The organism is Actinomyces sp. 594 (assembly GCF_019325145.1).
Taxonomy (GTDB): Bacteria; Actinomycetota; Actinomycetes; order Actinomycetales; family Actinomycetaceae; genus Actinomyces.
In genome coordinates this window covers 36,608-61,537 of the sequence record NZ_PIZC01000067.1, presented here as the reverse complement: position 1 = coordinate 61,537, position 24,930 = coordinate 36,608, and the positions used below count along the sequence as shown (strand labels likewise).

The 24,930-nt window shown below is 70.4% G+C and carries 20 protein-coding genes and 1 pseudogene; all 21 read right to left on the bottom strand.

Annotated features, from left to right (window positions below; translation table 11 throughout):
- Position 1 precedes the first annotated feature (1 nt).
- Complete coding sequence (gene gmk / locus GZ998_RS12065) at positions 2-577, bottom strand: guanylate kinase (protein ID WP_161924053.1); 576 nt, start codon at positions 575-577, stop codon at positions 2-4.
- Positions 578-604: 27 nt separating this feature from the next.
- Positions 605-916, bottom strand: a complete 312-nt coding sequence (mihF, locus tag GZ998_RS12060) for an integration host factor, actinobacterial type (RefSeq protein WP_161925327.1) — start codon at positions 914-916, stop codon at positions 605-607.
- A 95-nt stretch (positions 917-1,011) separates the two neighbouring features.
- On the bottom strand, positions 1,012-1,902 hold the full coding sequence (gene pyrF, locus GZ998_RS12055) for an orotidine-5'-phosphate decarboxylase (protein ID WP_219109987.1): 891 nt from the start codon (positions 1,900-1,902) through the stop codon (positions 1,012-1,014).
- Positions 1,899-5,234, bottom strand: a complete 3,336-nt coding sequence (gene carB / locus GZ998_RS12050) for a carbamoyl-phosphate synthase large subunit (protein WP_219109985.1) — start codon at positions 5,232-5,234, stop codon at positions 1,899-1,901. The genes pyrF and carB overlap by 4 nt, the downstream gene beginning before the upstream one ends.
- 47 nt (positions 5,235-5,281) lie before the next feature.
- Positions 5,282-5,803 (bottom strand): annotated as a pseudogene (locus tag GZ998_RS12045) (carbamoyl-phosphate synthase domain-containing protein); the annotation flags it as partial.
- 53 nt (positions 5,804-5,856) lie between these two features.
- Positions 5,857-7,194 (bottom strand): dihydroorotase, encoded by a 1,338-nt coding sequence (locus GZ998_RS12040; RefSeq protein WP_219109980.1) that lies wholly within the window; start codon positions 7,192-7,194, stop codon positions 5,857-5,859.
- Positions 7,191-8,192: an aspartate carbamoyltransferase catalytic subunit gene (locus GZ998_RS12035; RefSeq protein WP_219109978.1), complete on the bottom strand. Its 1,002-nt coding sequence runs from the start codon at positions 8,190-8,192 to the stop codon at positions 7,191-7,193. Before GZ998_RS12035 ends, GZ998_RS12040 begins: the two co-directional genes overlap by 4 nt.
- A complete protein-coding gene (gene pyrR, locus GZ998_RS12030) occupies positions 8,189-8,779 on the bottom strand; it encodes a bifunctional pyr operon transcriptional regulator/uracil phosphoribosyltransferase PyrR (RefSeq protein WP_161924057.1) in 591 nt (196 codons plus the stop codon). Before pyrR ends, GZ998_RS12035 begins: the two co-directional genes overlap by 4 nt.
- Positions 8,780-9,606: 827 nt before the next feature.
- A complete protein-coding gene (gene nusB, locus GZ998_RS12025; RefSeq protein WP_161924058.1) occupies positions 9,607-10,134 on the bottom strand; it encodes a transcription antitermination factor NusB in 528 nt (175 codons plus the stop codon).
- 6 nt (positions 10,135-10,140) lie between these two features.
- Entirely contained in the window at positions 10,141-10,704 is a 564-nt protein-coding gene (efp, locus tag GZ998_RS12020; protein WP_162678543.1) for an elongation factor P, read from the bottom strand.
- A 155-nt stretch (positions 10,705-10,859) separates the two neighbouring features.
- A complete protein-coding gene (locus GZ998_RS12015) occupies positions 10,860-11,546 on the bottom strand; it encodes an FMN-binding negative transcriptional regulator (RefSeq protein ID WP_162678544.1) in 687 nt (228 codons plus the stop codon).
- Positions 11,547-11,555: 9 nt separating this feature from the next.
- Complete coding sequence (locus GZ998_RS12010; RefSeq protein ID WP_162678545.1) at positions 11,556-12,119, bottom strand: shikimate kinase; 564 nt, start codon at positions 12,117-12,119, stop codon at positions 11,556-11,558.
- Positions 12,116-13,957: a 3-dehydroquinate synthase gene (gene aroB, locus GZ998_RS12005; RefSeq protein ID WP_219109977.1), complete on the bottom strand. Its 1,842-nt coding sequence runs from the start codon at positions 13,955-13,957 to the stop codon at positions 12,116-12,118. The genes GZ998_RS12010 and aroB overlap by 4 nt, the downstream gene beginning before the upstream one ends.
- Before the next feature lie 57 nt (positions 13,958-14,014).
- Entirely contained in the window at positions 14,015-15,235 is a 1,221-nt protein-coding gene (gene aroC, locus GZ998_RS12000) for a chorismate synthase (protein WP_219109972.1), read from the bottom strand.
- Positions 15,236-15,242: 7 nt separating this feature from the next.
- Positions 15,243-16,280 carry a shikimate dehydrogenase gene (locus GZ998_RS11995; RefSeq protein WP_219109971.1) on the bottom strand — a complete coding sequence of 346 codons (1,038 nt, stop codon included), beginning with the start codon at positions 16,278-16,280 and terminating at the stop codon, positions 15,243-15,245.
- A 5-nt stretch (positions 16,281-16,285) separates the two neighbouring features.
- Entirely contained in the window at positions 16,286-17,524 is a 1,239-nt protein-coding gene (gene mltG / locus GZ998_RS11990) for an endolytic transglycosylase MltG (protein ID WP_162678549.1), read from the bottom strand.
- Positions 17,521-17,997 (bottom strand): Holliday junction resolvase RuvX, encoded by a 477-nt coding sequence (ruvX, locus tag GZ998_RS11985; RefSeq protein WP_161924065.1) that lies wholly within the window; start codon positions 17,995-17,997, stop codon positions 17,521-17,523. The genes mltG and ruvX overlap by 4 nt, the downstream gene beginning before the upstream one ends.
- A gap of 28 nt (positions 17,998-18,025) precedes the next feature.
- A complete protein-coding gene (gene alaS / locus GZ998_RS11980; RefSeq protein WP_219109969.1) occupies positions 18,026-20,743 on the bottom strand; it encodes an alanine--tRNA ligase in 2,718 nt (905 codons plus the stop codon).
- Positions 20,744-20,890: 147 nt separating this feature from the next.
- Positions 20,891-21,514, bottom strand: a complete 624-nt coding sequence (gene rpsD, locus GZ998_RS11975; RefSeq protein ID WP_161924066.1) for a 30S ribosomal protein S4 — start codon at positions 21,512-21,514, stop codon at positions 20,891-20,893.
- A 1,193-nt stretch (positions 21,515-22,707) separates the two neighbouring features.
- Positions 22,708-23,505, bottom strand: a complete 798-nt coding sequence (locus GZ998_RS11970; RefSeq protein ID WP_219109967.1) for a sulfite exporter TauE/SafE family protein — start codon at positions 23,503-23,505, stop codon at positions 22,708-22,710.
- Positions 23,505-24,917, bottom strand: a complete 1,413-nt coding sequence (locus GZ998_RS11965; RefSeq protein ID WP_219109965.1) for a replication-associated recombination protein A — start codon at positions 24,915-24,917, stop codon at positions 23,505-23,507. Before GZ998_RS11965 ends, GZ998_RS11970 begins: the two co-directional genes overlap by 1 nt.
- Between the last annotated feature and the right edge of the window lie 13 nt (positions 24,918-24,930).

Here is a 24,930-nt window from a genome sequence, read left to right as displayed (position 1 = left end):
TTTAGCCGCTCAACCCGAGCGCGTCTTCTAGCTCGTCCGTGGCACGTGCCACGGAGTCGTTGATGATGGTGCGGTCGAACTCGCCCGCTGCCTGTAGCTCGACCCGTGCAGTGGCCAGGCGGCGATCCTGCTCCTGCTCCGACTCAGTGCCACGCCCGAGCAGGCGGGACACGAGCTCCTCCCAGCTCGGCGGCGCGATGAACACCAGCTGGGCCTCGGGCATGGCGGCGCGCACCTGGCGTGCACCGGCCAGGTCGATCTCAAGCAGCGCCGGGCGGCCTGCATCCAGCTGCTCCTGCACCGGACCCCGGGGGGTGCCGTAGCGGTGAGTACCGTGCACCTGCGCCCATTCCAGCATGTCCCCGCGCTCGATCAGGCGGTCGAACTCCGCGTCCGATACGAAGTGGTAGTGAATGCCGTCGCGCTCGCCGGGCCTGGGCGCGCGCGTCGTCGCTGAGACGGACACGAACAGGTCGGGGTGGCGGCGGCGTAGCTCGGCGACGAGCGTGCCCTTCCCCACGGCGGTCGGCCCGGCTATCACAGTGAGTCGGGCGGGAGGCACCTGGGCTGCGGTCATGCTCCCATCATGCCCCGTGCGCCGGTGTCAGCCGAAACGGCGCACAAGCTCGGCACGCTGGCGGCTACCCAGGCCCCGCACCCGCCGACTTGCGGCAATACCGAGCTCCTGCAGCAGTGCCTGTGCTCCCACGGTGCCCACGCGCGGCAGCGAGCGCAGTAGGTCCAGCGCCCGCATCTTGGCCAGGGCCTCATCATTCTGCGCCGCCTCGAACAGGGCGGAAACGGTCAGGGTGCCGCGCTTGAGCTCGGCCTTCGCACGGGCGCGGCGGTCTCGGGCCGCGGCCGCCTTGTAAAGCGCAGCCGCACGCTGCCCGGGAGTCAGTTCGGGGATCACCATGTTTCCTCCATCGGCAGTCGGGACTTCTGCCACATGGTCAGGTTATGCCCGGGCGCCGTCACGGCGCACGTCCCGCGTGGCGCCTCGGGCCGGCGTCAGGCACGCAGTGCTGCCCCGGCCTCGGCGACGGCGCTGTCGGCGGCCTGCCGCAGGGCCTCGCGATCGGGGCCGGCTCCCAGCACGCCGCGGGATGTGGACGCCAGCACATTGCGGCGTGCAGCTCCGAACACGGCCCGCAGCTCGGCGGCACCGCCTCCCTGCGCCCCCACACCGGGGGCCAGCAGCGGCCCGCCCGCGGCCAGCAGGTCCAGGTCCAGCTCGCGCACGGCGTCGCCAACGGTGGCGCCTATCACCAGGCCCACGCTGCCGAGCTCACCGGCGGCGCGGGCGGCAGCATTGGAGGCGGTGGCCCCGGCCACCACCTCGGCGGCCACGGCCCGTCCCGCCGGTCCACGCGCATGCTGCACGGCGGCTCCCTCCGGGTTGGAGGTCAGCGCCAGGACGAACACGCCCCGTCCGGCGTCGGCCGCCAGGTCCAGCGCCGGACGCAGTGAGCCGTATCCCAGGTAGGGGGAGACGGTAATGGCGTCCGCGGCCAGGGGCGCGCCGTCTGCCAGATAGGCCTGGGCGTAGCCGGACATGGTGGAGCCGATATCACCCCGCTTGACGTCGAGGACGCAGAGCGTGCCCGTCTGCCGCAGAGCGGCCAGCGTCTCCTCCAGCACGCCGATGCCTGCCGCTCCGTGCCTCTCGAAGAACGCCGACTGCGGCTTGACCGCCGCCACCCGCCCGCCGAGCGCGTCAACGACCCGCAGGGAGAAGTCCCGCAGCCCGGCGGGCGTGTCGGGCAGGCCCCAGTCGCGCAGCAGGGAGGCGTGCGGGTCAATACCCACGCACAGCGGTCCGTGATCGTCCATGGCGGCGGACAGCCGGGCGCCGAAGGAGGACTCCACGGGGCGACCGTTCCGGGCCGGGGTCGTGCTCATGCGCGGGTCCCCCCGGCGTGGGCGCGGTCGCGCCGGGAGTGCCTGTCGGCATCGTGCTGCTGCAGGCTGCGCACCCCCATTGGGCCCGCGAGCTTGGCCTCCAGCGCCTGCACCGCCGCCTGCAGCTCCTGCACGGTGGTGATGATGGGCTTGTCGGCGCTGGTGGTGGCGGCACGGATGGAGTATCCGTCGGCGCGGGCGCCCTGCCCCTTGGGGGTGTTTATCACCATGTCGATGGCGCCGGACTCGATCAGGCCGACGATGGTCTGCTCGCCGTGGGCGCCCTGGCCCTCGCTGACCTTGCGGACCGGGGTTGCCGGGATGCCGTTGCGACGCAGTACCTGGGCGGTGCCGGCGGTGGCATAGATGGTGAATCCGAGCTCGGCCAGTCGGGCGACGGGCAGCACAATGGCGCGCTTGTCCCGGTCAGCCACGGACACGAACAGGGCGCCCTCACCGGGTAGGCCGCCGTAGGCGCCGTCCTGCGACTTGGAGAAGGCCCGCGGGAAGTCGACGTCAAAGCCCATGACCTCACCGGTGGAGCGCATCTCCGGGCCCAGCACCGTGTCCACCACCCGGCCCGACGGGGTGCGGAACCGCTTGAACGGCAGGACCGCCTCCTTCACCGCAATGGGGTCCAGCGGGTCGGTTACGGCGGCATCGGCGTCGGGCAGGTGACCGGCGGCCTTGAGGTCGGCGATGGTCTGGCCTGCCATGAGCAGGGCGGCGGCCTTGGCCAGCTGCACGCCGGTCGCCTTGGAAACGAAGGGCACAGTCCGGGAGGCGCGCGGGTTGGCCTCAATCACGTACAGCGTGTCGGATACCAGCGCGTACTGGATGTTGATCAGTCCGCGCACCCCCACCCCGGCGGCAATGGCCTCGGTGGAGCGGCGGATGCGGGCGATCTCCGTGTCGGACAGGGACATGGGGGGCAGTACGCAGGCGGAGTCGCCGGAGTGGATGCCGGCCTCCTCGATGTGCTCCATCACGCCGCCGAGGAACAGCTCGGTGCCGTCGTAGAGGGCGTCGACGTCGATCTCGATGGCGTCGTCGAGGAAGCGGTCGATCAGCAGGGGGCCGTTGGCGTAGGCGCCGCCGGCCTCCGCGGAGGCGCGGGAGAGGTAGTCGACCAGGCCGTCGCGGTCGTAGACGATCTCCATGCCGCGCCCACCGAGCACATAGCTGGGGCGCACCAGCACCGGGAAACCGATCTGCGCGGCCACGGCCAGGGTCTGCTCGTCGCTCAGGGCCGTCCCGTGGGCGGGGGCCGGCAGCCCGGCGCGCTCCAGGACGACGCCGAACACCTGCCGGTCCTCGGCGGCGTCGATCGCCTCCGGGGTGGTGCCCAGGATGGGCACGCCCGCAGCCTTGAGCCGGGCCGCTAGGGACAGGGGCGTCTGCCCGCCGAGCTGGACGATCATGCCGGCCACTGGTCCGGCCGCCAGCTCCGCCTCGTAGACCTCCATGACGTCCTCGAAGGTCAGCGGCTCGAAGTACAGCCGGTCGGAGATGTCGTAGTCGGTGGAGACCGTCTCCGGGTTGCAGTTGACCATTACCGTGTCGTAGCGCTCGGACAGGGCCATGGTGGCGTGTACGCAGGAGTAGTCGAACTCAATGCCCTGGCCGATCCGGTTGGGGCCGGCGCCCAGGATGATGACGGCCTCCCGCTGGCGCGGTGCCACCTCTGTCTCCTCCTCGTAGCTGGAGTACAGGTAAGGGGTGGTGGTGGCGAACTCGGCGGCGCAGGTGTCCACCGTCTTGTAGACCGGTCGCAGGCCGAAGGCGTGGCGAACTTCGCGCACCGTGTCCTCCCCGATGCCGCGCAGGGACGCGATCTGGGCGTCGGAGAAGCCATGCCGCTTGGCGCGCTGAAGCAGCTCGGCGGTCAGCGCCGGGGCCGTGCGCGTCTCCTCGGCGACTTCCTGGAGCAGGAACATCTGGTCCAGGAACCACGGGTCGATCGCGGTGGCGTCGAAGAGCTGCTCCGGGGTGGCGCCGCCGCGGATGGCCTGCTGCAGGTCTACCAGCCGGTGCTCGGTGGGGGTGCGCAGCGACTCGATGAGCCCGGGCAGCTCTTCCGGCGTGGGGGCCGGACCGTCCCAGTGGAACACGGAGCCGGGCTTGTCGATCGAGCGCATAGCCTTTTGCAGGGCCTCGGTGTAGCAGCGGCCCAGGGCCATGGCCTCCCCGACCGACTTCATGGTTGTGGTCAGGGTCGGGTCGGCGCCGCGGAACTTCTCAAAGGCGAAGCGCGGGACCTTGACCACCACGTAGTCCACCGCGGGCTCCAGGGATGCGGGGGTGGAGCCGGTGATGTCGTTGGGGATCTCGTCCAGCGTGTAGCCGATGGCCAGGCGGGCGGCGATCTTGGCGATGGGGAAGCCGGTGGCCTTGGATGCCAGTGCCGAGGACCGGGACACGCGGGGGTTCATCTCGATGACGATCACGCGGCCGGTCTCCGGGTGCACGGCGAACTGAATGTTGCAGCCGCCGGTGTCCACACCCACCTCACGGATGACGGCGACGGCAACATCCCGCAGCCGCTGCAGCTCCCGGTCGGTGAGGGTCAGGGCCGGAGCGATGGTAATGGAGTCCCCGGTGTGCACGCCCACCGGGTCGACGTTCTCAATGGAGCAGACCAGCACACAGTTGTCGGCGCGGTCGCGCATGACCTCAAGCTCGATCTCCTTCCAGCCCAGGATCGACTCCTCCAGCAGCACCTCGGTGGTGCGCGAGTCGGACAGGCCCTGGCCCGCAATACGCTCCAGGTCCTCGGCGTTGTAGGCGAAGCCGGAGCCAAGGCCGCCCATGGTGAAGGACGGGCGCACCACCACGGGGTAGCCGCCCAGCGCCTCCACCCCGGCATGGCACTCGTCCATGGTGTGGGCGATCACGCTGCGCGCTACCTCCGCGCCGCAGCGCTCAACCACGCGCTTGAACTCCTCCCGGTCCTCGCCGGCGTTGATGGCTTCTGCCCGTACCCCGATCAGCTCCACGCCGTACTTGTCCAGGACCCCAGACTCCACCAGGCTCATGGCGGTGTTCAGGGCGGTCTGCCCGCCCAGGTTCGGCAGGAGGGCGTCGGGGCGCTCCCTGGCGATGATCGCCTCAACGACCTCGGGAGTGATGGGCTCTACGTAGGTGGCATCGGCCATGTCCGGGTCGGTCATGATCGTCGCCGGGTTGGAGTTGACCAGGATGACGCGGATGCCCTCGGCACGCAGCACTCTGCAGGCCTGGGTGCCGGAGTAGTCGAATTCGCAGGCCTGGCCGATGACGATCGGGCCTGAGCCGATGACCAGGACGGAGGAAATATCGGTACGGCGGGGCATCAGGCGTTCTCCTGGGGGGTGCTCGGAATCGTGGTGTCTGCGGGGGCGGCGGAGGCACTGCGCATGGTGCGCAGGCAGGACTCGATAGCCGCCTCGGTGGGCGCATAGCCGGGGTACTCGGCGACGCCGTCGGGCAGGGCATCCCCGGAGAAGATCGCGGCGCGCATCGTGCCGTGGTCCCGCAGGTGGCGGGTCAGGGCGCGGGTGTCCACTTCGCAGATGCCGACGATGCCCTGGGCGACCAGCTCCGCCTCGAGCTCGCGGCGGGCCCGCCAGGAGGAGGCGCGCCGGGACGGGTCGCGCACCACTATTCCGGCTACGCAGAACCGGTCGGACTTGCCGTCCTCATCATTGACTCCGGTGTTGCCGATGTGGGGGGAGGTCATTACTACGATCTGCTGACCGTAGTCGGGATCGGTCAGGACCTCCTGGTAGCCGGTCATGCCGGTGTTGAAGACGATCCGGGCGGTCGTCGAGCCGATCGCGCCGTATGAGCGACCCGTCAGCGCGTAGCCGTCCTCCAGGACCAGCAGCGCCGTCGTGCGCTCGATCGGCGCGGAGGCGGGCAGGGCGGGGCTGGTGAAGCCGCCGTACGCGGCCACGGGTGTTGGGCTTAGGGCACTCATGCGTTCTCCTTCTGTTCGGTCACCTCTGGGTTCCGCGCTACCGGCTCGCCATCCAGGACGGTGGGACGGCCATGGAGGAATGTGGCCATGACTCGCCCGGGCAGCTCCATACCGGCGTAGGGGGTGTTACTGGAACGGGTCCACTGGGCGTCCGGGTCCACCACGCGGCGGACTCCGGGGTCAACCACTGCCAGGTTGGCGCGCTCGCCCACGGCCAGCGGTCGGCCCTGATCGTTCAGCCGGCCGATGCGGGCCGGAGCCTCGGACAGGACACGGGCGACGTCCCGCCAGCTCATGCGTCCGGGCTCGACCATGGTGGCGATGATGATCGGCAGGGCGGTCTCCAAGCCGGTCATACCGAAGGCGCCGGCCTGCCACTCGCAGTCCTTGGACTCACGCGGGTGGGGGGCGTGGTCGGTGCCGACCACGTCGATGGTGCCATCGGCCAGCGCCGCCCGGACCGCCTCCACATCGGCGGCGGTGCGCAGGGGCGGGTTCACCTTGTACAGCGGCGAGTAGGTGCGGGCCTTCTCATCGGTGAGCAGCAGGTGGTGGGGGGTCGCCTCGGCCGTGACGTCGATGCCGCGGTCCTTGGCCCAGCGGATGATCTCCACGCTGCCGGCGGTGGACAGGTGGCACACGTGCAGGCGGCTTCCGACATGCCCCGCCAGCAGGACGTCGCGGGCGATGATCGACTCCTCGGCGACGGCGGGCCAGCCCGCCAGGCCGAGCTCGGCCGAGACGCGGCCCTCATGCATCTGGGAGCCCTCGGTGAGCCGGGGGTCCTGGGAGTGCTGGGCGATCACGCCGTCGAAGGACTTGGCGTACTCCAGGGCACGGCGCATGAGCACCGGGTCGGACACGCACTTGCCGTCGTCGGAGAAGACGCGCACCTGAGCGGCGGAGTGCGCCATGGCACCCATCTGGGACAGGTGCTCGCCCTTAAGCCCTTCGGAGACAGCCCCGACGGGGTGGACGTCCACCCAGCCGGCCTCGTTGCCCAGGTGCAGCACCTGCTCGACGACGCCGGCGTTGTCCTGCACGGGGGTGGTGTTGGCCATGGCGAACACGGCGGTGTAGCCGCCGACGGCGGCGGCGCGGGTGCCGGTGTAGACGGTTTCTGCGCTCTCGCCACCGGGCTGGCGCAGGTGCGTGTGAATGTCAACGAGCCCGGGCAGGAGCACCAGGCCGGCCAGGTCGTCGTGGCGGACGACGTCGGCGGGGGCCTGGGCGGCGGCGTCGGGGCCGATGGCGGCGATCGTATCGTCGATGATGAGGACGTCGGTGGCGTCCTCGCCGTAGGGGCGGACCCCGGGCAGGAGATGGGCGGTCACAGCTGGTTCCCTTCGTCGGCGAGGAGCAGGTACAGGGCGGCCATGCGTACGGAGACGCCGTTGCCCACCTGCTCGACCACGCGGGAGCGCGGGTCGTCGGCGGCGTCGGCGGTGATCTCCAGGCCACGGTTCATGGGGCCGGGGTGCATGACGATCGCGTGCTCGGGCATGGCGGCGCGGCGTGCGGCGCCGAGGCCATAGCCACGGGCGTACTCCCCCGGACTGGGGAAGAACCCGCCGCCGGCGGCGCTCATGCGCTCGCGCTGCACGCGCAGCATCATCACGGCGTCGGGCTCGACGGCGGCGATGGCGGCGTCGAAGTCATAGGACACGTCGCAGGGCCAGTACTCCATGCCTACCGGCAGCAGGGTGGGTGGGGCGACCAGGGTGACGTGGGCACCCAGAGTGGTGAGCAGGTCGACGTTGGAGCGGGCCACCCGTGAGTGCAGCACGTCGCCGACGATGATGACGCGGGCGCCGTCCAGGTCACGGCCCTGGGGCGCCGGGCTGCCGTCTCCGGCGCGCGTGGCCCCGGTGGGGCCGCCGGGCGTATACCAGCGGCGCAGGGTCATGGCGTCTAGGAGCGCCTGGGTGGGGTGCTGGTGGGTGCCGTCGCCGGCGTTGAGCACGGGCACGTTGATCCAGCCGGCGTGTGCGAGCAGGTGGGCGGCGCCGCACGCGGAGTGGCGCACCACGACGGCGTCGGCGCCCATGGCCATGATGGTCTGGGCGGTGTCCTTCAGCGACTCCCCCTTGGACACGGAGGAGCCCTTGGCGGAGAAGTTGATGACGTCGGCGCTCAGCCGCTTGGCGGCGGCCTCGAAGGACAGCCGCGTGCGGGTGGAGTCCTCAAAGAAGAGGTTCACCACGGTCTTGCCACGCAGGGTGGGGAGTTTCTTGACGGCGTGGCGTTGGGTGGCGGCCATGGCCTCGGCGGTGTCGAGGATCATCACGGCCTCGTCGTGGGACAGGTCCTTGGCGGACAGCAGGTGCTTCATCGGGCAGCCTCCTGGGTCGCGGCGTCGACGATGGTGACGGCGTCGCCGTCGGCGCCGAGCTCGGTCAGGGAAACAACCACCTTCTCGTTGCGGGAGGTGGGTAGGTTCTTGCCCACGTAGTCGGCCCGGATGGGCAGCTCGCGGTGGCCGCGGTCCACCAGCACGGCCAGCTGCACGGCGTCGGCGCGGCCGATGGCTCCCAGGGCGTCCAGGGCGGCGCGGATGGTGCGGCCGGAGAAGAGCACGTCGTCGACGAGGATCACGGTGCGGCCCTCGAGGCTCTCCCCCGGGATGCGGGTGGGCTGGGGCACGCGGATCGGGTGGCGGCCGAGGTCGTCGCGGTACATGGTGATGTCCAGGGTGCCGACCGGCGGGGCGCCGGCGGGGTCGCCGGACTCCTTGGCGGCGACCTCTAGGGCGGCGGCCAGGCGCCGCGCCAGTGGGACTCCTCCGGAGGGGATGCCTAGAAGCACCAAATTGCTGCTGCCGTGGTTTCGCTCCAGGATCTCGTGGGCGATGCGGACGAGGGATCGCTGAATCTCGGCTGCGCCGAGGATCTGCTTCCCGGTGGACTGTGCTGCGGCCACGGTGCGTGGACCTCCTTCTCCGCCTCACTGGACGGGCTTCAAGGATGTCGTTCGGGGCGATGTTAGCGCAGCGGCTCGGCGAGTGCGGGAGGTGTCCGCCCGGTGAACGTCGGCCGCCGGGCACTCGCCGGGCGACCGCCGACCCCTGACGAGCGCCCTCTTAGCCAGTCCCCCATCAGCTGCGCCGGATGTCCCCTGCGCACAGGCCCGGAGTCCCGCATACGGCATCACACCGCCGACCACGCCCCATGCACGTGCGGCCGGTTCATCATCAACTCGCTGTCACAATTGATGACAAACGGGGCCTCTAGGCATCTGCCGTATATCGATGATCGTTGGTACCGCGCCATTCTGTTGAAGGCATTCCGGGCGCACGGGGGCGATTGTCATCGATTTTGACAGTCTCTCCTCGCTCGCGGCCACGCCGACGACGCACGGGGATGCTCCTGAGCCGCGCGGGCCCATGCAAAGTGGGCGCCCGCGCGCCGTGGGGCCGCGCCCAGGCGGTGTGCCTGCGCGACCCCGACGGCGGCACTCTCACACCACCTGCAGTATCAGCCACCCCACACCATCATCCAAATCAGCCAGCACAATCCGCTCAGTCTTCTCAGCCATGAGAGCACTCCTTCGTGACGGGCCGGCCCGATGCCGGCCAACTTGTATCGTCACGGCAATAGTGCCTGCCGCGGGGCAAACAGTCACCGCCCCCACCGCACGTTCGTGCATGGTGGGGGCGGTGCCATTTCGACCGGTCTGGGCGTGTTGCTTGTGCCGTTCTCGGTGAAGGTTGTGGATGGAGCGGCGTCGCGGCTGCGGACGTTCGTCGCTCAGCGCAACGTGTCTGCAAGGTCGCCGATGCGCCCCAGCAGCCCGTTGAGGAAGCGGGGGGAGTCATCGGTCGACAGCATGCGGGCGAGCGTGATCGCCTCGTCGACGGCTACCGGCGCATCGACGTCGTCGTTCCAGACGATCTCCCAGGTGGCCAGGCGGGCGATGGCCCGGTCCGTGGCCGGCATGCGGCTGAGCACCCACCCGTGGGAATAGGTCTCGATGGTCTCGTCGATCTCGGCGAGGTGATCAGCGACGCCGGCCAGCGCCTGGCGCGTATACGCAGGGGCCTCGGTGTGGTTGGCCGAGTGGAATGCCCGCTCCGCGGCCAGCTCCCGGAGGTTCTGCACGCTTGAGTCGCCGCGGAGCAACCCGCGCTGGTCGGCCTCGAAGAGGACTTCGACGGCACGCCGCCGCGCCTTGGTGCGGGCGGTGACCGGGTACTTGGGGTGCTGAGCCGAGGAGGCGGCAGCGTCGTCGGAGGGCGCTTGCGCCGCCTCCGGCTCAACCGGTATGGACTCGGTCATCGGCGGTCAGTCGGTGACGCGGGAGATGTAGGAGCGGGAACGGGTGTCAACCTTGACCTTGTCGCCGGTGTTGAGGAACAGCGGGACCTGGATCTCGGCGCCGGTCTCCAGGGTAGCGGGCTTGGTTCCCGCCGAGGAGCGGTCGCCCTGCAGGCCGGGCTCGGTGTGGGAGATGGTCAGCACGACGGCCGCCGGGAGCTCCACGAACAGCACGGTGTCCTCATGGAAGGCGACGATGACGTCCTGCCCCTCCAGCATTAGGTCGGCCGCCTGCCCGACGACGTCGGCGGACACATACGTCTGCTCGTAGGTCTTGACGTCCATGAAGACGAAGTCGTCGCCGTCCTTGTAGGAGAACTGCATGTCACGGCGGTCCACGGTGGCAGTCTCCACCTTGAGGCCGGCGTTGAAGGTCTTGTCAACGGTCTTGCCGGACAGGACGTTCTTGATCTTGGTACGCACGAACGCAGGGCCCTTGCCCGGCTTGACGTGCTGGAACTCGACTACCTGCCACAGCTGGCCCTCCAGGTTGAGCACCATGCCGTTCTTCAGGTCGTTCGTCGTTGCCACGTGCGGTTCCTAACTCGCTAGAGGATTGTTGGAAGTCTTAGACCGGTTAAGCCTACCGCCATCACCTGTCAGCTCCCCCGGACGGGCTCTGTCATGCCGGTCACGGCCTGCGCGATGTCCCAGCGCCACATTGACCGACCTCGGCGAGGGGGCGGCTAGTGGGAGTCGGTGACGCCCTTTACGTCCTCGCGCAGGGCGTGCACCTCGCCCAGTCGAGCGAGCGTGGCGTAGCGCTGCTCGGCATACGGCAGGGAGACCTCCAGCAGGAACTCGGCCATGCGGTCCTGCCCCTGGCGGGTCAGCTCGGCGGCGAGCGAGCGGATGTCATCGGGGTGCCGGTTCTGGCTCATCTTGGCCTTGCCCTGCACCCGCTCGATGCCGACCTCGACCGCCACGATCGCCCGCGCCATCCGCTCCAGCTTCTCCTTCCCCACCGCGCCGAGCACGTCGTCCGGCTCGGACAACTCGGTGAGCCGGCGTGCCGCGCGCAGCGCCGCCTCGGGGCTGGGATCGATGCGCACCGACCCTAAAACGTGCACAGTGATGTAGTCCCAGGTCGGCACATTGGCCTTGACCTCGTTGGTGGCGTACCAGCGGGGCGAGACGTAGGCGTCGACGTCGTCGAATACCACCAGCCCGGGACCGGTGATCGGCTCACGCACCTGGGGGTTGTTACGCACCAGGTGAGTCACTAGCGCGTTGCGCTCCGTGTCCCGGTAGAAGGGCACGAGCGTGGCCGCCGGGCCGTCGGCGTGCACGGTGATGAGGTTGCCCGTACGGGGACCGTTCAGGAACTCAGTGACATAGTCATCAGGCAGTTCGAAGTGCCGCGGCACATACATGCACTCAGCCTATGCGTCGTCCGTCCCCCGGTCGAGGGCGCCCCTGGCGGACCGCTCCAGGTCCAGTATCGCGGCGGCGGCCTGCGCGGGGGTGGTATCGGTGGTGTCGACGACTTCGGCGCCCACACGAGCGCAGGCCTCCTCCCGCTCGCGCAGCATCCGCGTGAACGCCTGGTGCACGTTGCCCAGGGCGACGGACCGCGGGGCGTCCAGGCCGTTGCGGGTGGCCAGGCGCCGCGGGGTGGCGGTCAGGTGCACCAGGCAAGCCCCTTCCGCACGTGCCCGTGTCAGGGCCGTCCGCACGCCATCGTCACTCAGGCAGCCGGATCCCAGGGCGATGACAGCACCACCCGCAGCCTGCGCGAGCGCCCACCGGGCGGTGGCCCTCTCGGTGCGCCGGTAGCGCTCCTCGGGAACGGCCACCAGGGCGAGCTCGGGCGCGGTACCCAGTGCCGCGGCGGTCTCCTGCCCGAGGTCGAGCAGAGGCATCCCGGTGGCGTCCGCCAGGGCTCGGCCGACGCTGCTGCACCCTGCGCCGGGGGCGCCGATTAGTACGACGCCGGACGGCCTCACTCCCGGCCTCCCGCATCTGCTGCGGGCACAGCCGTGACCGCCTCGTGGGCGGCACGCAGCACCTCCAGGCCGGGCTCCACGCCGCGCGCCGGCCGGCCGATCCCGTCCAGCAGCACCATGCGCAGCCTGCCGGCCCGTACCTTCTTGTCTGCGGTCATGGCGGAGTGCAGCGTGTCGAAGTCCCCGGCCCCCTCTGGAAAGGCCACCGGCAGGCCCGCGGCCGCGAAGGCACGGCGGTGCAGTGCCACCGTCTCGGCGTCCAGATATCCCAGGCGGTGGGCGACCTCGGCGGCGAATACGCAGCCCACGGCGACGGCCTCCCCGTGCCGCCAGGTGTATCCGGTGACCTTTTCAATGGCGTGGGCGTAGGTGTGCCCGTAATTGAGTATCTCCCGCAACCCCGACTCGGTGAGGTCCTCCCCCACCACGGCCGCCTTGACCGCTACCGATCGCGTCACCAGCTCGGCGACCACCGGGGAGTCGGCACGCGGCGGGCCGGGCGCGGCGAGAACCCGGTCCAGGATGACCGGATCGGCGATGAAACCGCACTTGACGACCTCCCCCATGCCTGCACGCAGTTCCGCACCGGGCAGCGTGGCCAGGGCGGCCAGGTCGGCGATAACGGCGGCCGGCGGGTGGAACGCGCCCACCAGGTTCTTGCCGGCCTCGGTGTCGATGCCGGTCTTGCCGCCCACGGCGGCGTCGACCATCGCCAGCAGGGTGGTGGGCGCCTGCACGATCGGCACACCGCGCAGCCAGGTGGCGGCGGCGAAGCCGGCGAGGTCGGTGGTGGCGCCGCCGCCCACGCCGACCACACATCCGTCCCGGCCCAGGTGGAACTCGCCCAGCCGCTCCCAGATCCGGTTGAGCACAGCCGCTTGCTTGGCACCCTCTCCACCGGGCACCTCGATGCGGGCCACCCGCAGGCCGCCCCCGGCCAGTGCGGCCGCGTACTCGGCGGCGACCTCGGCCAGGGAGTCGGCATGGACTATCGCCACCCCGCCGGCGGCGGCCCCGGGTGCCTGCGCCACGGCCCGGGTAACTGCTTCCGCCAGTCCGGTGCCCACCACCACGTCGTAGGGGCGGGCGCCAGCCGCGCCCGGAACGGTGATGCGGGTGACACCACCGGTGTGAAGCTGTCGGGGCGCCGCGGACCGGGAGGCGTGCTGGGTGCCGTCGGTCGCGGCGAGTGCGCCGGCAGCCTGAGAGGGCGCCTTCCCCAGGGACACCAGCACCAGCGCGGCGACCTGCTCGGGGGTGAGCCCATCGGTGGGCACGGCGAGAGTGGCGACCTGCCGGTACAGGTCCGCGCGCTCGCCGTGCAGAGTCTCCATGCGAGCGCGCACATCGGCGTGGGCACCATCCGGGGCCGCTTTTGCCGTACCGGAGTCAGCGGCGAGGCCTGCCCGCCCGACCAGCGGCCGCCCGGCGCCGTCACCGACGCGGGCAGCTGCCGTGGCGGGACTGGCCACCAGGTGTATCACCTGGTGCCCCCGCAGCAGGCGCCGGTTCTCCTCGCGCAGCACCGCGCCGCCGCCCAGCGCCACTACACCGTGGGCGGCTGCCTCTCCGGTCAGCACCTCCCGCAGCGCCCGGGTCTCGCGGTCCCGGAAGCCCTCCTCGCCCTCGGCGGCGAAGATCTCCGGGATGGTCATGCGGGCGCGACGGCGGATCTCCGCATCCGTGTCGGTGACCTGCACGCCGAGCGCGGTGGCCAGTAGCCGTGCCACGGTGGTCTTGCCCGAGCCGGGCAGGCCGACGAGTACAAGCGGGAGGAGGTCCGGGGCGACGGCTACGTGCGCCAGGCGCTCGGACCGGTCGGCGCAGGTGGGGGTCATAGCTCATGGCTCCTTCGGCGTGGGGGCATGCATACGGCTCCAGTCACCATTCGGCACTCACCAACGAGTACGTTCCGAGACGCGGGCCAGGTAGCCGGACAGGTTGCGGCGCGCCTCGTCCACCGAGTCCCCACCGGTCTTCTCCAGCAGGGAGTCGGCGAGCACGAGCGCCACCATCGCCTCGGCGATCACCGCGCCGGGCACCACGGCGGTGGTGTCGGAGCGCTGGTGCAGGCCCGTGGCGGGCTGGCCGCTGGCCAGGTCGACGGTGCGCAGGGCCCGAGGCACAGTAGAAATTGGCTTGTAAGCAGCGCGCACCCGCAAGGCGGAGCCGTTGCTGATGCCGCCCTCAATACCTCCGGCCCGGTTGGTGACGCGCTCAACCACCCCGGAGTCCAACCCGAGAATCTCGTCGTGGGCGGCCGAGCCGCGGCGGGCCGCCTCCGCGAAGCCGTCCCCGATCTCTACGCCCTTGACCGCCTGAATGCCCATGAGGGCGCCGGCCAGGCGGGCGTCGAGCCGCCGGTCCGCCTGCACGTGGGTGCCCAGGCCGATCGGCACGCCGGTCGCGATAACCTCCACGACGCCGCCAAGCGTATCGCCGTCCTTGCGGGCGGAATCGATCTCGGCCACCATCGCGGCGCTGGTGGCCGGGTCGGTGCAGCGCACCGGGTCGTCGCTGAGCCGCTGCTCGTCGTCGGGAGTGGGTGCGGGCACGGCCTGCGGGAGCTCGACGGAGCCTATGCGTACCACGTGGCTGACCAGGCGGACACCGGCCACCTGCTCCAGCACGGCCTCGGCGACGGCGCCCAGAGCCACCCGGGCAGCGGTCTCCCGGGCGGAGGCGCGCTCCAACACGGGGCGCGCCTCGGGCAGGTCGTACTTGAGCAGCCCGGGCAGGTCGGCATGGCCGGGCCGCGGCCGGGTAAGCGGCAGGTTGCGGGCGATCTCGCGTTCGTCACCGGTGCCGGCATGCTTGCGCAGTGCCGCCTGCGGGACCGGGTCGGCGCTCATGACGGTGGACCACTTGGGCCACTCCGAGTTGCCAATACGCAGGGCAATGGGGCTGCCCAGGGTCCGCCCGTGCCGGATACCGCCGAGAATCGACAGCTCATCGGCCTCGAACTTCTGGCGGGCGCCGCGCCCGTGGCCGAGGCGGCGGCGCGCCAGCGCGGCACGGATCTGCTCGCTGGTTATGGCAACACCCGCAGGCACGCCCTCAATGATCGCGATGAGGGCCTCGCCGTGGGATTCTCCGGCGGTCATCCATCGAAGCATGGGGTGATCATCCCACGTCCGCGCCGGCAGCCCCGGCGGTGTCCACGCCCGCGCGGTCGGCCAGGGCTGCCTCTAGCTCGCGCCGCAGCGGCGCGAGCTCGGGGGTCCTGCCGGTCATGAGAGTCACCTGCGGTACCGCCTGGTGCAGCAGCATGAGCCAGCCGGGCGCCACCGGGCGGCCGGCGCGGGCCCAGGCCCGAGCCAGCGGCGTGGGCCAGGGGGCGTAGACCACGTCCAGCATGACCGCGCCGGCACGGGGGCAGGCGCCGCTCAAGGCGGCCGCCAGCGGCGCCGCCAGCGTGTCGGCGGCTCCCGCGGGCAGGGTGGACACCAGTAGGTCGGCTTGCGCGGCCGCCCCGGCCACCTCGGCGTCGGAGGCGGCGTCACCGGGCCGCCAGTGCAAGGCCGTCACTTCCAGCCCCATGCGGTGGGCGGCGGTCAGTACGCGGCCGGGGCCGGCATGGCGGCGGGCGGCGACGGTGATGTCGGTGGCGCCCAACTCGGTCAGCGCGGCCAAGGCGGAGCAGGCGGTGGCCCCGGAGCCGAGCACGACGGCGCGGCACCGCCCCGCACCGGTGCCCGCTTCGGCCCGACCGCCGACGCCTCCAGCGGTACCGGCTCCGGTCTCACGCATGGCGCCGACAATGCCGGCGACGTCGGTGTTGAAGCCGGCCAGCAGGGCGGCGCCCCGCCCGGAACGCTGCGCGACGACCGTGTTGACCGCGCCGACGGTGGCGGCCAGCGGGTCGACGACGTCCAGCCGGGGTAGCAGCGCCTGCTTGTGGGGCATGGTGACGCTGACCCCGGCCCACACGGGTCCCGCCGCGGCCGGCGCGGCTAGTTCCTCCAATAGCGCGGGCAGATCCGCCGGCGTGGTCTCCCGCCGCTCATACGTCCAGTCATCCAGGCCCAGAGCGGCGTAGGCGGCGCGGTGCAGCACCGGTGACAGGGAGTGAGCGACCGGTGATCCGATGACGGCGGCACGGTGCCCCCGGGCGCGGGCCGGGGCGGAGACGGGGCCCACTGCAGGGCCGGTTGCAGCCATGCGCCTTACTCGCCGCCTGCCGTAGCAGTGGCCCTGGCACTGGGGGATGCGGTCTCCGGGTAGCAGACCTCCCGGTGGTCCTGGCAGTACTGGTTCAGCCGCTTCTTGTTCTCCTCCTGCTCGGCGTTTGTTGTGGCGAACACGGTCTCACCGGTCTCGAGGTTGACGGTGACGAAGTACAGCCAGTCCCCCTCAGGTGGCGCCACAACAGCCTGGATGACGGCCTCGCCGGGACTGCCGATCGGCGTGGGCGGAAGCCCCGCGTGCTGGTAGGTGTTGTAGGCGTTGGAGGAGTCTGCCACCTCTTCGGCGCTGGGCATACCGCCGGTACGGCCCAATCCGTACAGCACGGTGGAGTCCATCTGGAGCATGCCCTTGGTCTCGCCCTTGGTGTCCGCCAGGCGGTTGTCGATAACCCGGGCGACCTGCCCGTAGTAGGTCGGGTTGGAGACCTCCCGCTCCACGATGGAGGCCTTGATCAGTACCTGCTCGTACTCTGCCTCGGCCACGCCGGCCTTGCTGAGCCGGGCCAGGGTGGTGGAGACCATGGAGGCGACCACATCGGTTGCGCTGGCGTCCTCGGCGATGTCGTAGGTGGAGGGGGCCAGCCACCCCTCCACGTCACCGCCGGCCGCCTCAGGCAGGCCTATGGCGCTGCCGGAGGCGAAGGCCTGCTCCACATCCGCGTCGCTGTAGCCGCCCACGCTCATGAGCCGTTCCTTGACCTGCGCCTTGGTGGCGCCCTCTGGAATGGTCAGCGTGTGGTCGGAGCGGGACGAGGGATCCAGCAGCAGCGCGACGGCGTTGGCTGCGGACATGTGCTTCTTGAGCGTGTAGGTGCCGGCCTGGATGCTGGCCGAGTTGGAGTTCGCCGAGTAGGCGTTCTTGAAGGCCCCGGCCGTGGCCACCACATCCGCGTCCGCGAGGATCTGGGCGATGTCCGCCCCGGTGGCGCCGTCCGGAATGGTGACCACGATGTCATCGGTGCCCGCGCCCGTGTAGTCGGTAACGGCGGTCTGGGCCGGCTGGGCACCCCGGATCACACCGACCGCCTGGTAGCCCACGAATCCGACCGCGGCCAGTACCACCACCAGTACGAAGGCAGTCAGAGCCCGCCGACGCCGCCGGTGGCGCCTGCGAGTGCGTTCGGCCTGGCGCCGGTGACGCCGACGGCGGCTGTTCTCCGGCTGACCGGCGTCGGGCGCCTGTGCCCCGACCGCCGAGAAGAAGTCGTCCTCGGTCACTGTCTGCCTCTCTGAATGGGTACGACCGGCTCGCCGGCGGGCGCGTGGGTGCTGCGCTCGGTGGCGAGGGCCTGTTCAAGTATGACCACGGCGGCGGCCTGGTCTACAACACTGCGGAAACTCTTTTCTCGACGTCCTGACTCGTGGAGCTCGCGGTGGGCGGTTACGGTGCTGAGCCGCTCGTCGACCAGCCTCACCGGCACCGGCGAGATAAGCGCCGCGAGCTCGCCCGCCCAGCGCCGGGCGTCCTGCGTGGAGCGGGAGGAACCGCCGCTCATGGAGCGGGGCAGACCGACGATCACTTCGAGCACGTCCAGGTCCTGGACCAGATCGGCGGCCTCCTCCAGGTCTGCACCGTAGCGGTCGCGGTGCAGCGTGGTCACGGGTACGGCGAGGATGGCGTCGGCGTCGCAGCGGGCCACTCCCACCCGTACTTTGCCGACGTCGAAGGCCAGCCGCACCCCGGTCCTCACAGCGCCTCCCCCGGTATTTGCGTGCCGGTCAGGCCGTCAGTGCGGCGCTGACGGCCGTGAGGGCGGCCGGAATCGCGGCGGGGTCCTGGCCGCCGCCCTGGGCGACGTCGTCCTTGCCGCCGCCTCCACCGCCGAGCGTCTTGGCGGCGGTGCGCACGAGGGCGCCTGCGCGGGCGCCCTGGGTACGGGCGGCGGGGTTGGTGGCGACGACTACGAGTGGACGGCCGTTGGCCTCAGCGGCAACGGCAACCACAACCGGCTCCGACTCGGGCAGCCGCCCACGCACGTCCAGGGCGAGGGCGCGCAGTGCGTCTGCTGAGCCGACCGCACCGAGAGACGCGGTGGCCAGCAGGTACTCGCCGGCGCGGGCAGCCGACTTTGCGATCTCGCCGGCGCGGGCAGCCAGGGCCGCCTGCTCGGCGGCGGCCAGCTTCTTCTCTGCTTCCTTGAGCCGGGCCATCAGGCCCTCCACTCTTCCCGGAAGCTCCTCGGGTCGGCCGCCCACCAGCGTGGACAGCTGCGAGACCAGGGCGTGCTCCTTGCGCTGGAAGCCGTAGGCGGAGTCGGCCACGAGCGCGTCTATGCGGCGCACGCCGGAGCCGATAGACCCCTCGCCCAGCAGCGCCACGCGGCCGATGTGCCCGGTGGAGGGCACGTGCGTACCGCCGCACAGCTCCCGGTCGAACCCGTCACCGATGGTCACGACTCGCACCTGCTTGCCGTACTTCTCACCGAACAGGGCGATTGCGCCGGAGGCGCGGGCCTCCTCCAGGCCCATCACTTCCGTGGTCACGGGCAGGTTCTCCGCGACCTTGTCATTGACCAGGGCCTCGATGTCATCCATCTGCCCACCGGTCAGCGCCGTACCGTGCCGGAAGTCGAAGCGCAGCCGGGCGGGCGAGTTCTCGCTGCCGGCCTGGGTGGCGTCCTCGGACACCACGTTGCGCAGGCCCGCGTAAACCATGTGGGTGGACGTGTGCGCGCGGGCGATGGCCAGGCGGCGCACGGTGTCGATTTCAGCGTAGGCGCGTTCACCCAGGCTGGCCGTTCCCTCGGTGAGCGTGCCACGGTGCACGGACAGGCCGGCGATGGGCGCCTGGACGTCGTGCACCTCAATGACACCGCCGTCGGCCAGCCGGATCGTGCCGTGGTCGGCCAGCTGGCCACCCATCTCGGCGTAGAAGGGGGTGCGGTCCAAGATGACCTCGACCTCAGCTGGGGCGGTGGCCACCGGGGCGGGTGCGCCGTCGACCAGCAGGCCGGTGACGCTGGCGTCCGCCGCCGACTCGGTGTAGCCGAGGAACTCCGAGCCGCCTCCCATCTGCTTCTCAATGTCCTGGAAGACGCGCACGTCGGTGTGCCCGGCCTTCTTGGCGCGCGCGTCGGCGCGGGCTCGCTCCTTCTGCTCCTCCATAAGCGTGCGGAAGGTGGGCTCGTCCACTTCCACGCCCTGCTCGGCGGCCATCTCCAGGGTCAGGTCAATGGGGAATCCGTAGGTGTCGTGCAGCTCGAAGGCCGCCTTGCCGGGCACGATCGGACGGCCGCGGCCCGACGCCGAGGCCTCCTGCTTGGCGGAGGCGACGGCGGTGTCCAGGATGGTGGTGCCTGCGGCCAGGGTGCGGCGGAAGGCCTCCTCCTCCGCGTAGGCGACGTCGGATATGGTCGCCCACCCGGTCTCAAGCTCCGGGTAGGAGGCCTTCATGGCGTCCTTGGAGGCCGTCAGCAGAGTGGGCAGGGTGGCCTCGCCGACGCCAAGCAGGCGCATGGAACGCACCGCGCGGCGGATCAGGCGCCGCAGCACGTAGCCACGACCGTCGTTGCCGGGGCGTACGCCGTCGCCGATGAGCATCAGGGCGGAACGGACATGGTCGGCAACGACCCGCAGGCGCACGTCGTCCAGGTAGGCGTCCCCGGCCTCCGGGCCGGCCGCGCCACGGCCATAGGTCTTGCCGCTCATGGCCTCGGCGGCGGCGATGACGGGGTAGACCTCGTCAATCTCGTACATGTTGGGCTTGTCCTGCATGATGAACGCCAGGCGTTCCAGGCCGAGCCCGGTGTCGATTGCGGTCTGGTCCAGCTTGCCGATGAGCTCGAAGTCATGGCCCTCACCCTCGCCGCGTATGAACTCGTCGAAGACCAGGTTCCAGATCTCCAGGAAGCGGTCCCCGGCGGTGTCCGCCACGGGGCCGCCGTCGGGACCGTACGCGGGGCCGCGGTCATAGTGGATCTCGCAGCAGGCGCCGGCGGGGCCAGGCTGTCCGGTGGACCAGGAGATCTCCGCGAAGGGCAGCCGCTGCACGCGCTCCGCGGGCACGCCGATCACCCGGGTCCAGTGGTCGAAGGAGACCTGGTCCTCCTCCCAGATGGTCATCCACAGCCGGTCGCCGTCCAGGCCGTACTTGCCCTCCTCACGGCTGCCTGTGAGCAGGTCCCAGGCGTAGTCGATAGCCCCCTCCTTGAAGTAGTCGCCGAAGGAGAAGTTGCCGTTCATCTGGAAGAACGTGCCGTGCCGGGTGGTGCGACCCACGTTGTCGATGTCGTTGGTGCGGATGCACTTCTGCACCGAGGCGGCACGCGGCCACGGGGCCTTCTCAGTGCCCAGGATGTAGGGGATGAAGGGCACCATGCCGGCCACGGTGAACAGGATCGACGGCTCCGGGGACACCAGGGACACGGAGGGGCGGATCTCGTGATCGTTAGCGGCGAAGTAGTCGAGCCAGCGTGAGCGGATCTCTGACGTGCGCATGAGGGTGCCTCGTCCTGTTCTCGTATCGGGTCGGGCGTGCGCGCGGCACGCAGTGGTTTGGGGCCGGGGCGAGATTACCCCGAAACGCCGGGACGCCCCGAACCTGAATGCGGTCCGGAGCGTCCCGGCGTCGTGAAAGACGCGGGATCAGCGCGAGTAGTACTCGACGACCAGCTGCACGTCACAGGTCACCGGGACCTCGTCACGCTTGGGACGACGCACCAGCTGTGCCTGCAGCTTCTCCAGCTCGACGCTGAGGTACTCGGGGACGGGCGGCAGCACATCGCGGTGCGTGCCGGCAGCAGCCACCTGGAAGGGAACCATGACCTGGGACCGGGGGCGCACCTGGATGGTCTGGCCGGGCTTGACCCGGAAGGAGGGACGGTCCACGACCTTGCCGTCAACCATGATGTGGCGGTGGACGACGCTCTGGCGGGCCTGAGCGATGGTACGGGCGAAGCCGGCGCGCAGGACGAGGGCGTCCAGGCGCATCTCCAGCAGCTCGACCAGGGACTCACCGGTCAGGCCCTTCTCGCGGCGGGCCTCCTCGAAGACCTTCTGCAGCTGGGCCTCACGAATGCCGTACTGGGCGCGCAGGCGCTGCTTCTCCTTCAGACGGACGGCGTAGTCGGACTCGGTGCGGCGGCGGGCACGGCCGTGCTCGCCGGGGCCGTAGGGACGCTTCTCGAAGTAGCGAACGGCCTTGGGGGTGAGCGGAATGCCGAGGGCGCGCGAGAGGCGCACCTGGCGGCGGGAGCGTGAAGAGCTCATAGACTTCTTCCTGTCGGATCGGTTCGCACACCGTGGGCGGATGCCCAGGTGCGGGGTCAGCCATGCCGGCTAAGACCCCAGGAGTGCCCGGACGCGCTGGTCGTGCTGCGCCGCAGGCAACCCGGAAACATTAGCGCGGTGGCGGCCAGAGATGCACGCCGAAGCCACCAGTTGTGAGCCGCTCCTCACTCGGATACCGCCTGCCCTACGCCAATCCGCCGAGAGTCCACCGGAACAAGCCGAGTCCGTCCGGAGTGAGCAGGTCGGCGACGTGTTTCTATCGGCTCGCTCGGCGGTATTTGTATCGGGATGAACACGGCCTCCACATGCGGGGGTTTCTGGCTGATGATGACGTTCTGGCTGATCAGAGGTCATTCTCGGGCGGATGGTGGTTGTGTTTGGGTTGGGGCTGGTCGTGTTGTTGGTTGCGCGGGCGGCACTCGGTGCTAGAGCTGGGCCCGGCGCTGGGGCGGGGCCCGGACTGCGATGTGGTGTGAGGGTCGCGTTCGGGTAGTCGTACTCTGGCTGATGAGGACGTTTTCGCCGCGCCGAGGACGCTCTCGGGCTCACGAGGACGTCTTCGGGCGTATGAGGTCGTACTCGACCACCCCACACCGACCGAATACGACCTCATACTCCCCAAACCCTCCACATCGTGGAGGGTCTCGGGCTGATGAGGACGTTTTCGCCGCGCCGAGGACGCTCTCGGGCTGATGAGGTCGTCTTCGCCGCGCCGAGGACGCTCTCGGGCTGATGAGGTCGTCTTCGCCGCGCGGAGGTCGTACTCGGGCAGATGAGAACATCTTCGGTACGGCGGGCGCCGACGTCGGGGGGCGGAACGGCTCGTGCGCCCCGCGCGACGCTTCGGCACTTCGCATGACGGTTCGTACCTTTACACCGACGCTTCGTACCTTTCGACGACGCTAGTACCCCTACAGTACGAACCGTCACCACCAGGTACGAATCGTCGACCAGAACGTACGAACCGTCACCACCAGGTACGAACCGCCAACCACGGGCACGCGAACCGCCGCCACGAGGTACGAACCGTCAGCCACCCAGCGCGCACACGCACCCAGCCACTGAACCACCACACGCCATAAACGCGAAGAGCTGGGCTTGACCGGCTTCGTCAAGCTCGACTTCGCCAACCGCATCCTCACGCAGAGGCGCCGCCTTACTTCGCCTGCGTCCTACGCGGCACTACGTGGGGAGGAGCCACGGGCACGCAGCAGGGTGGAGATGATCACGTACACCAGGAACAGACTGAACAGGACCGAGCCCGTGCGTGGGCTGACCAGGCCGGCGACGACGCTTCCCGCTGGGGACGCAGCGGCCGACGCTACTCCTACGACGAGCCCTATGCGCACGTCGGCCACGCCGTGGCCCAGATTGGTGATTGTTCCTGACAGCGCGGTGGGCAGCATCACCACCAGGGAGGTGCCCCGCGCCAGCAGGTCCCCCATACCGACCGCCAACTGCGTGCCAGGAACGATCACCGCGCCACCGCCCACGCCCACCAGGCCGGACAGCACGCCCGCCACCAGGCCGACGCCCACGAGAGCGGCGCCGCTGCCCGGGGTCAGCGTGAGCCCGGCGTCGCGCACGGGCACCACGATCTGCTGCGAGACGATGACGAACAGCGCGAAGGCGACGAAGATCCAAGGCAGAATCCGCGCCGGGAGGGCGCGCAGCAGTCGCACGCCGATCTGGGCGCCGATCAGGGAGCCGAGGACCAGGAACACCGCGGCCACGAGCGACACCTGCCCCTGCACGCCATAGGAGACCGCGCCGACGATTGAAGTCGGCACAATCGCCACCAGTGAAGTAGCTGCGGCCCGGCGCTGATCCATGCCAACAAAAGCCGTCAGCGCAGGCACTATTACCAGTCCCCCGCCGACGCCGAACAGCCCCGCCAGGAACCCGGCGCCCAGCCCCGTCAAAACAATCCTCACCCAGGGGCGTCGGATCGCGGTGCGCGTCCTCTTCATCACCTGTGCCCCTCCTCCTCGGCGTCCCGGTGCGCGCGCACGATACGCTTAACGGCGGCGAGCCGCCGGGACAGCTGCTCCTCAAAGCCGTTGCCGGTAGGCCGGTAGTATTCGGCACCTTCCAGCTCCGCAGGCAGGTACTGCTGGGCCACGAGGCCGTGCGGGAAGTCATGCGGGTAGCGGTAGCCGGCGCCGTGGCCCAGCCGCTCGGCGCCGGCGTAGTGGGCATCGCGCAGGTGCGGGGGCACCTGCCCGGCGCGGCCGGCGCGCACATCCGCCATGGCCTCGCTGATGCCTACGGTCACGGCGTTCGACTTCGGCGCAGTGGCTACCGCCAGCGCCGCCTGGGCCAGCACCAGCTGCGCCTCCGGCATACCGATCAGGGCGACCGCCTGCTGCGCCGCCACCGCCGTTGACAGCACAGTCGGATCCGCCAGGCCAACGTCCTCGGCGGCGTGTATCGTGATGCGGCGTGCGATATAGCGCGGGTCCTCCCCGGCGACGATCATCCGGGCCAGGTAGTGCAAGGTGGCGTCTGGGTCCGAACCGCGCATTGACTTGATGAACGCGCTGATCACGTCGTAGTGCTGATCACCCTGACGGTCATAGCGCACGGCGGCGACATCCGCGGCGCGCTCGACGTCGGCCAGCCCGATCTGCGGCACCGGCCCCGCAGTACCGCCACCGGGAGCAGCGGCGAGCACGGCGCCGGCCGCCGCCTCAACCACGGTCAGCGCCTTGCGCGCATCGGATCCCGCCATGCGCACGATCTGCTCGCGGGCGTCATCAGCCAGCGAGACCTCGCCGGCCAGGCCCCGGGCATCGGTCAGGGCGCGGTCGATCAGGGCACGTACGGCGTCGGCCCCAAGCGGGTGCAGCGTCAGCAGCAGGGAGCGCGACAGCAGCGGAGAGACCACGGAGAAGCTGGGGTTCTCGGTGGTGGCCGCCATCAGCGTTACCCACCGGTTCTCCACGCTGGGCAGCAGCGCATCCTGCTGGGAGCGGGAGAAGCGGTGTACCTCGTCGATGAATAGGACCGTCTCCTCCCCCGCCGCCAGCCGACGGCGAGCATCTGAGACGACCTGCCGGACGTCCTTCACGCCGGCGGTCACGGCTGACAGTTCCACGAAGCGGCGGCCGGAGCCGCGGGCCACGAGGTAGGCGAGGGTCGTCTTGCCGGTGCCGGGCGGCCCCCACAGCACCACGCTGGACACGCCCGCGCCGGAGGCACGCCCGGAGGGCGGCTCGACCAGGCGCCGCAGCGGAGAACCGGGCGCAAGCAGGTGGTCCTGGCCGAGTACCTCGTCCAGGGTACGCGGGCGCATGCGTACAGCTAAAGGCGCGTGCGCATCGGAGGGGATGCCGACGTCGTCGGTACTCGCGCTCTCAAACAGGTCGGTGCCCTGATTCATGCATATGATTCAA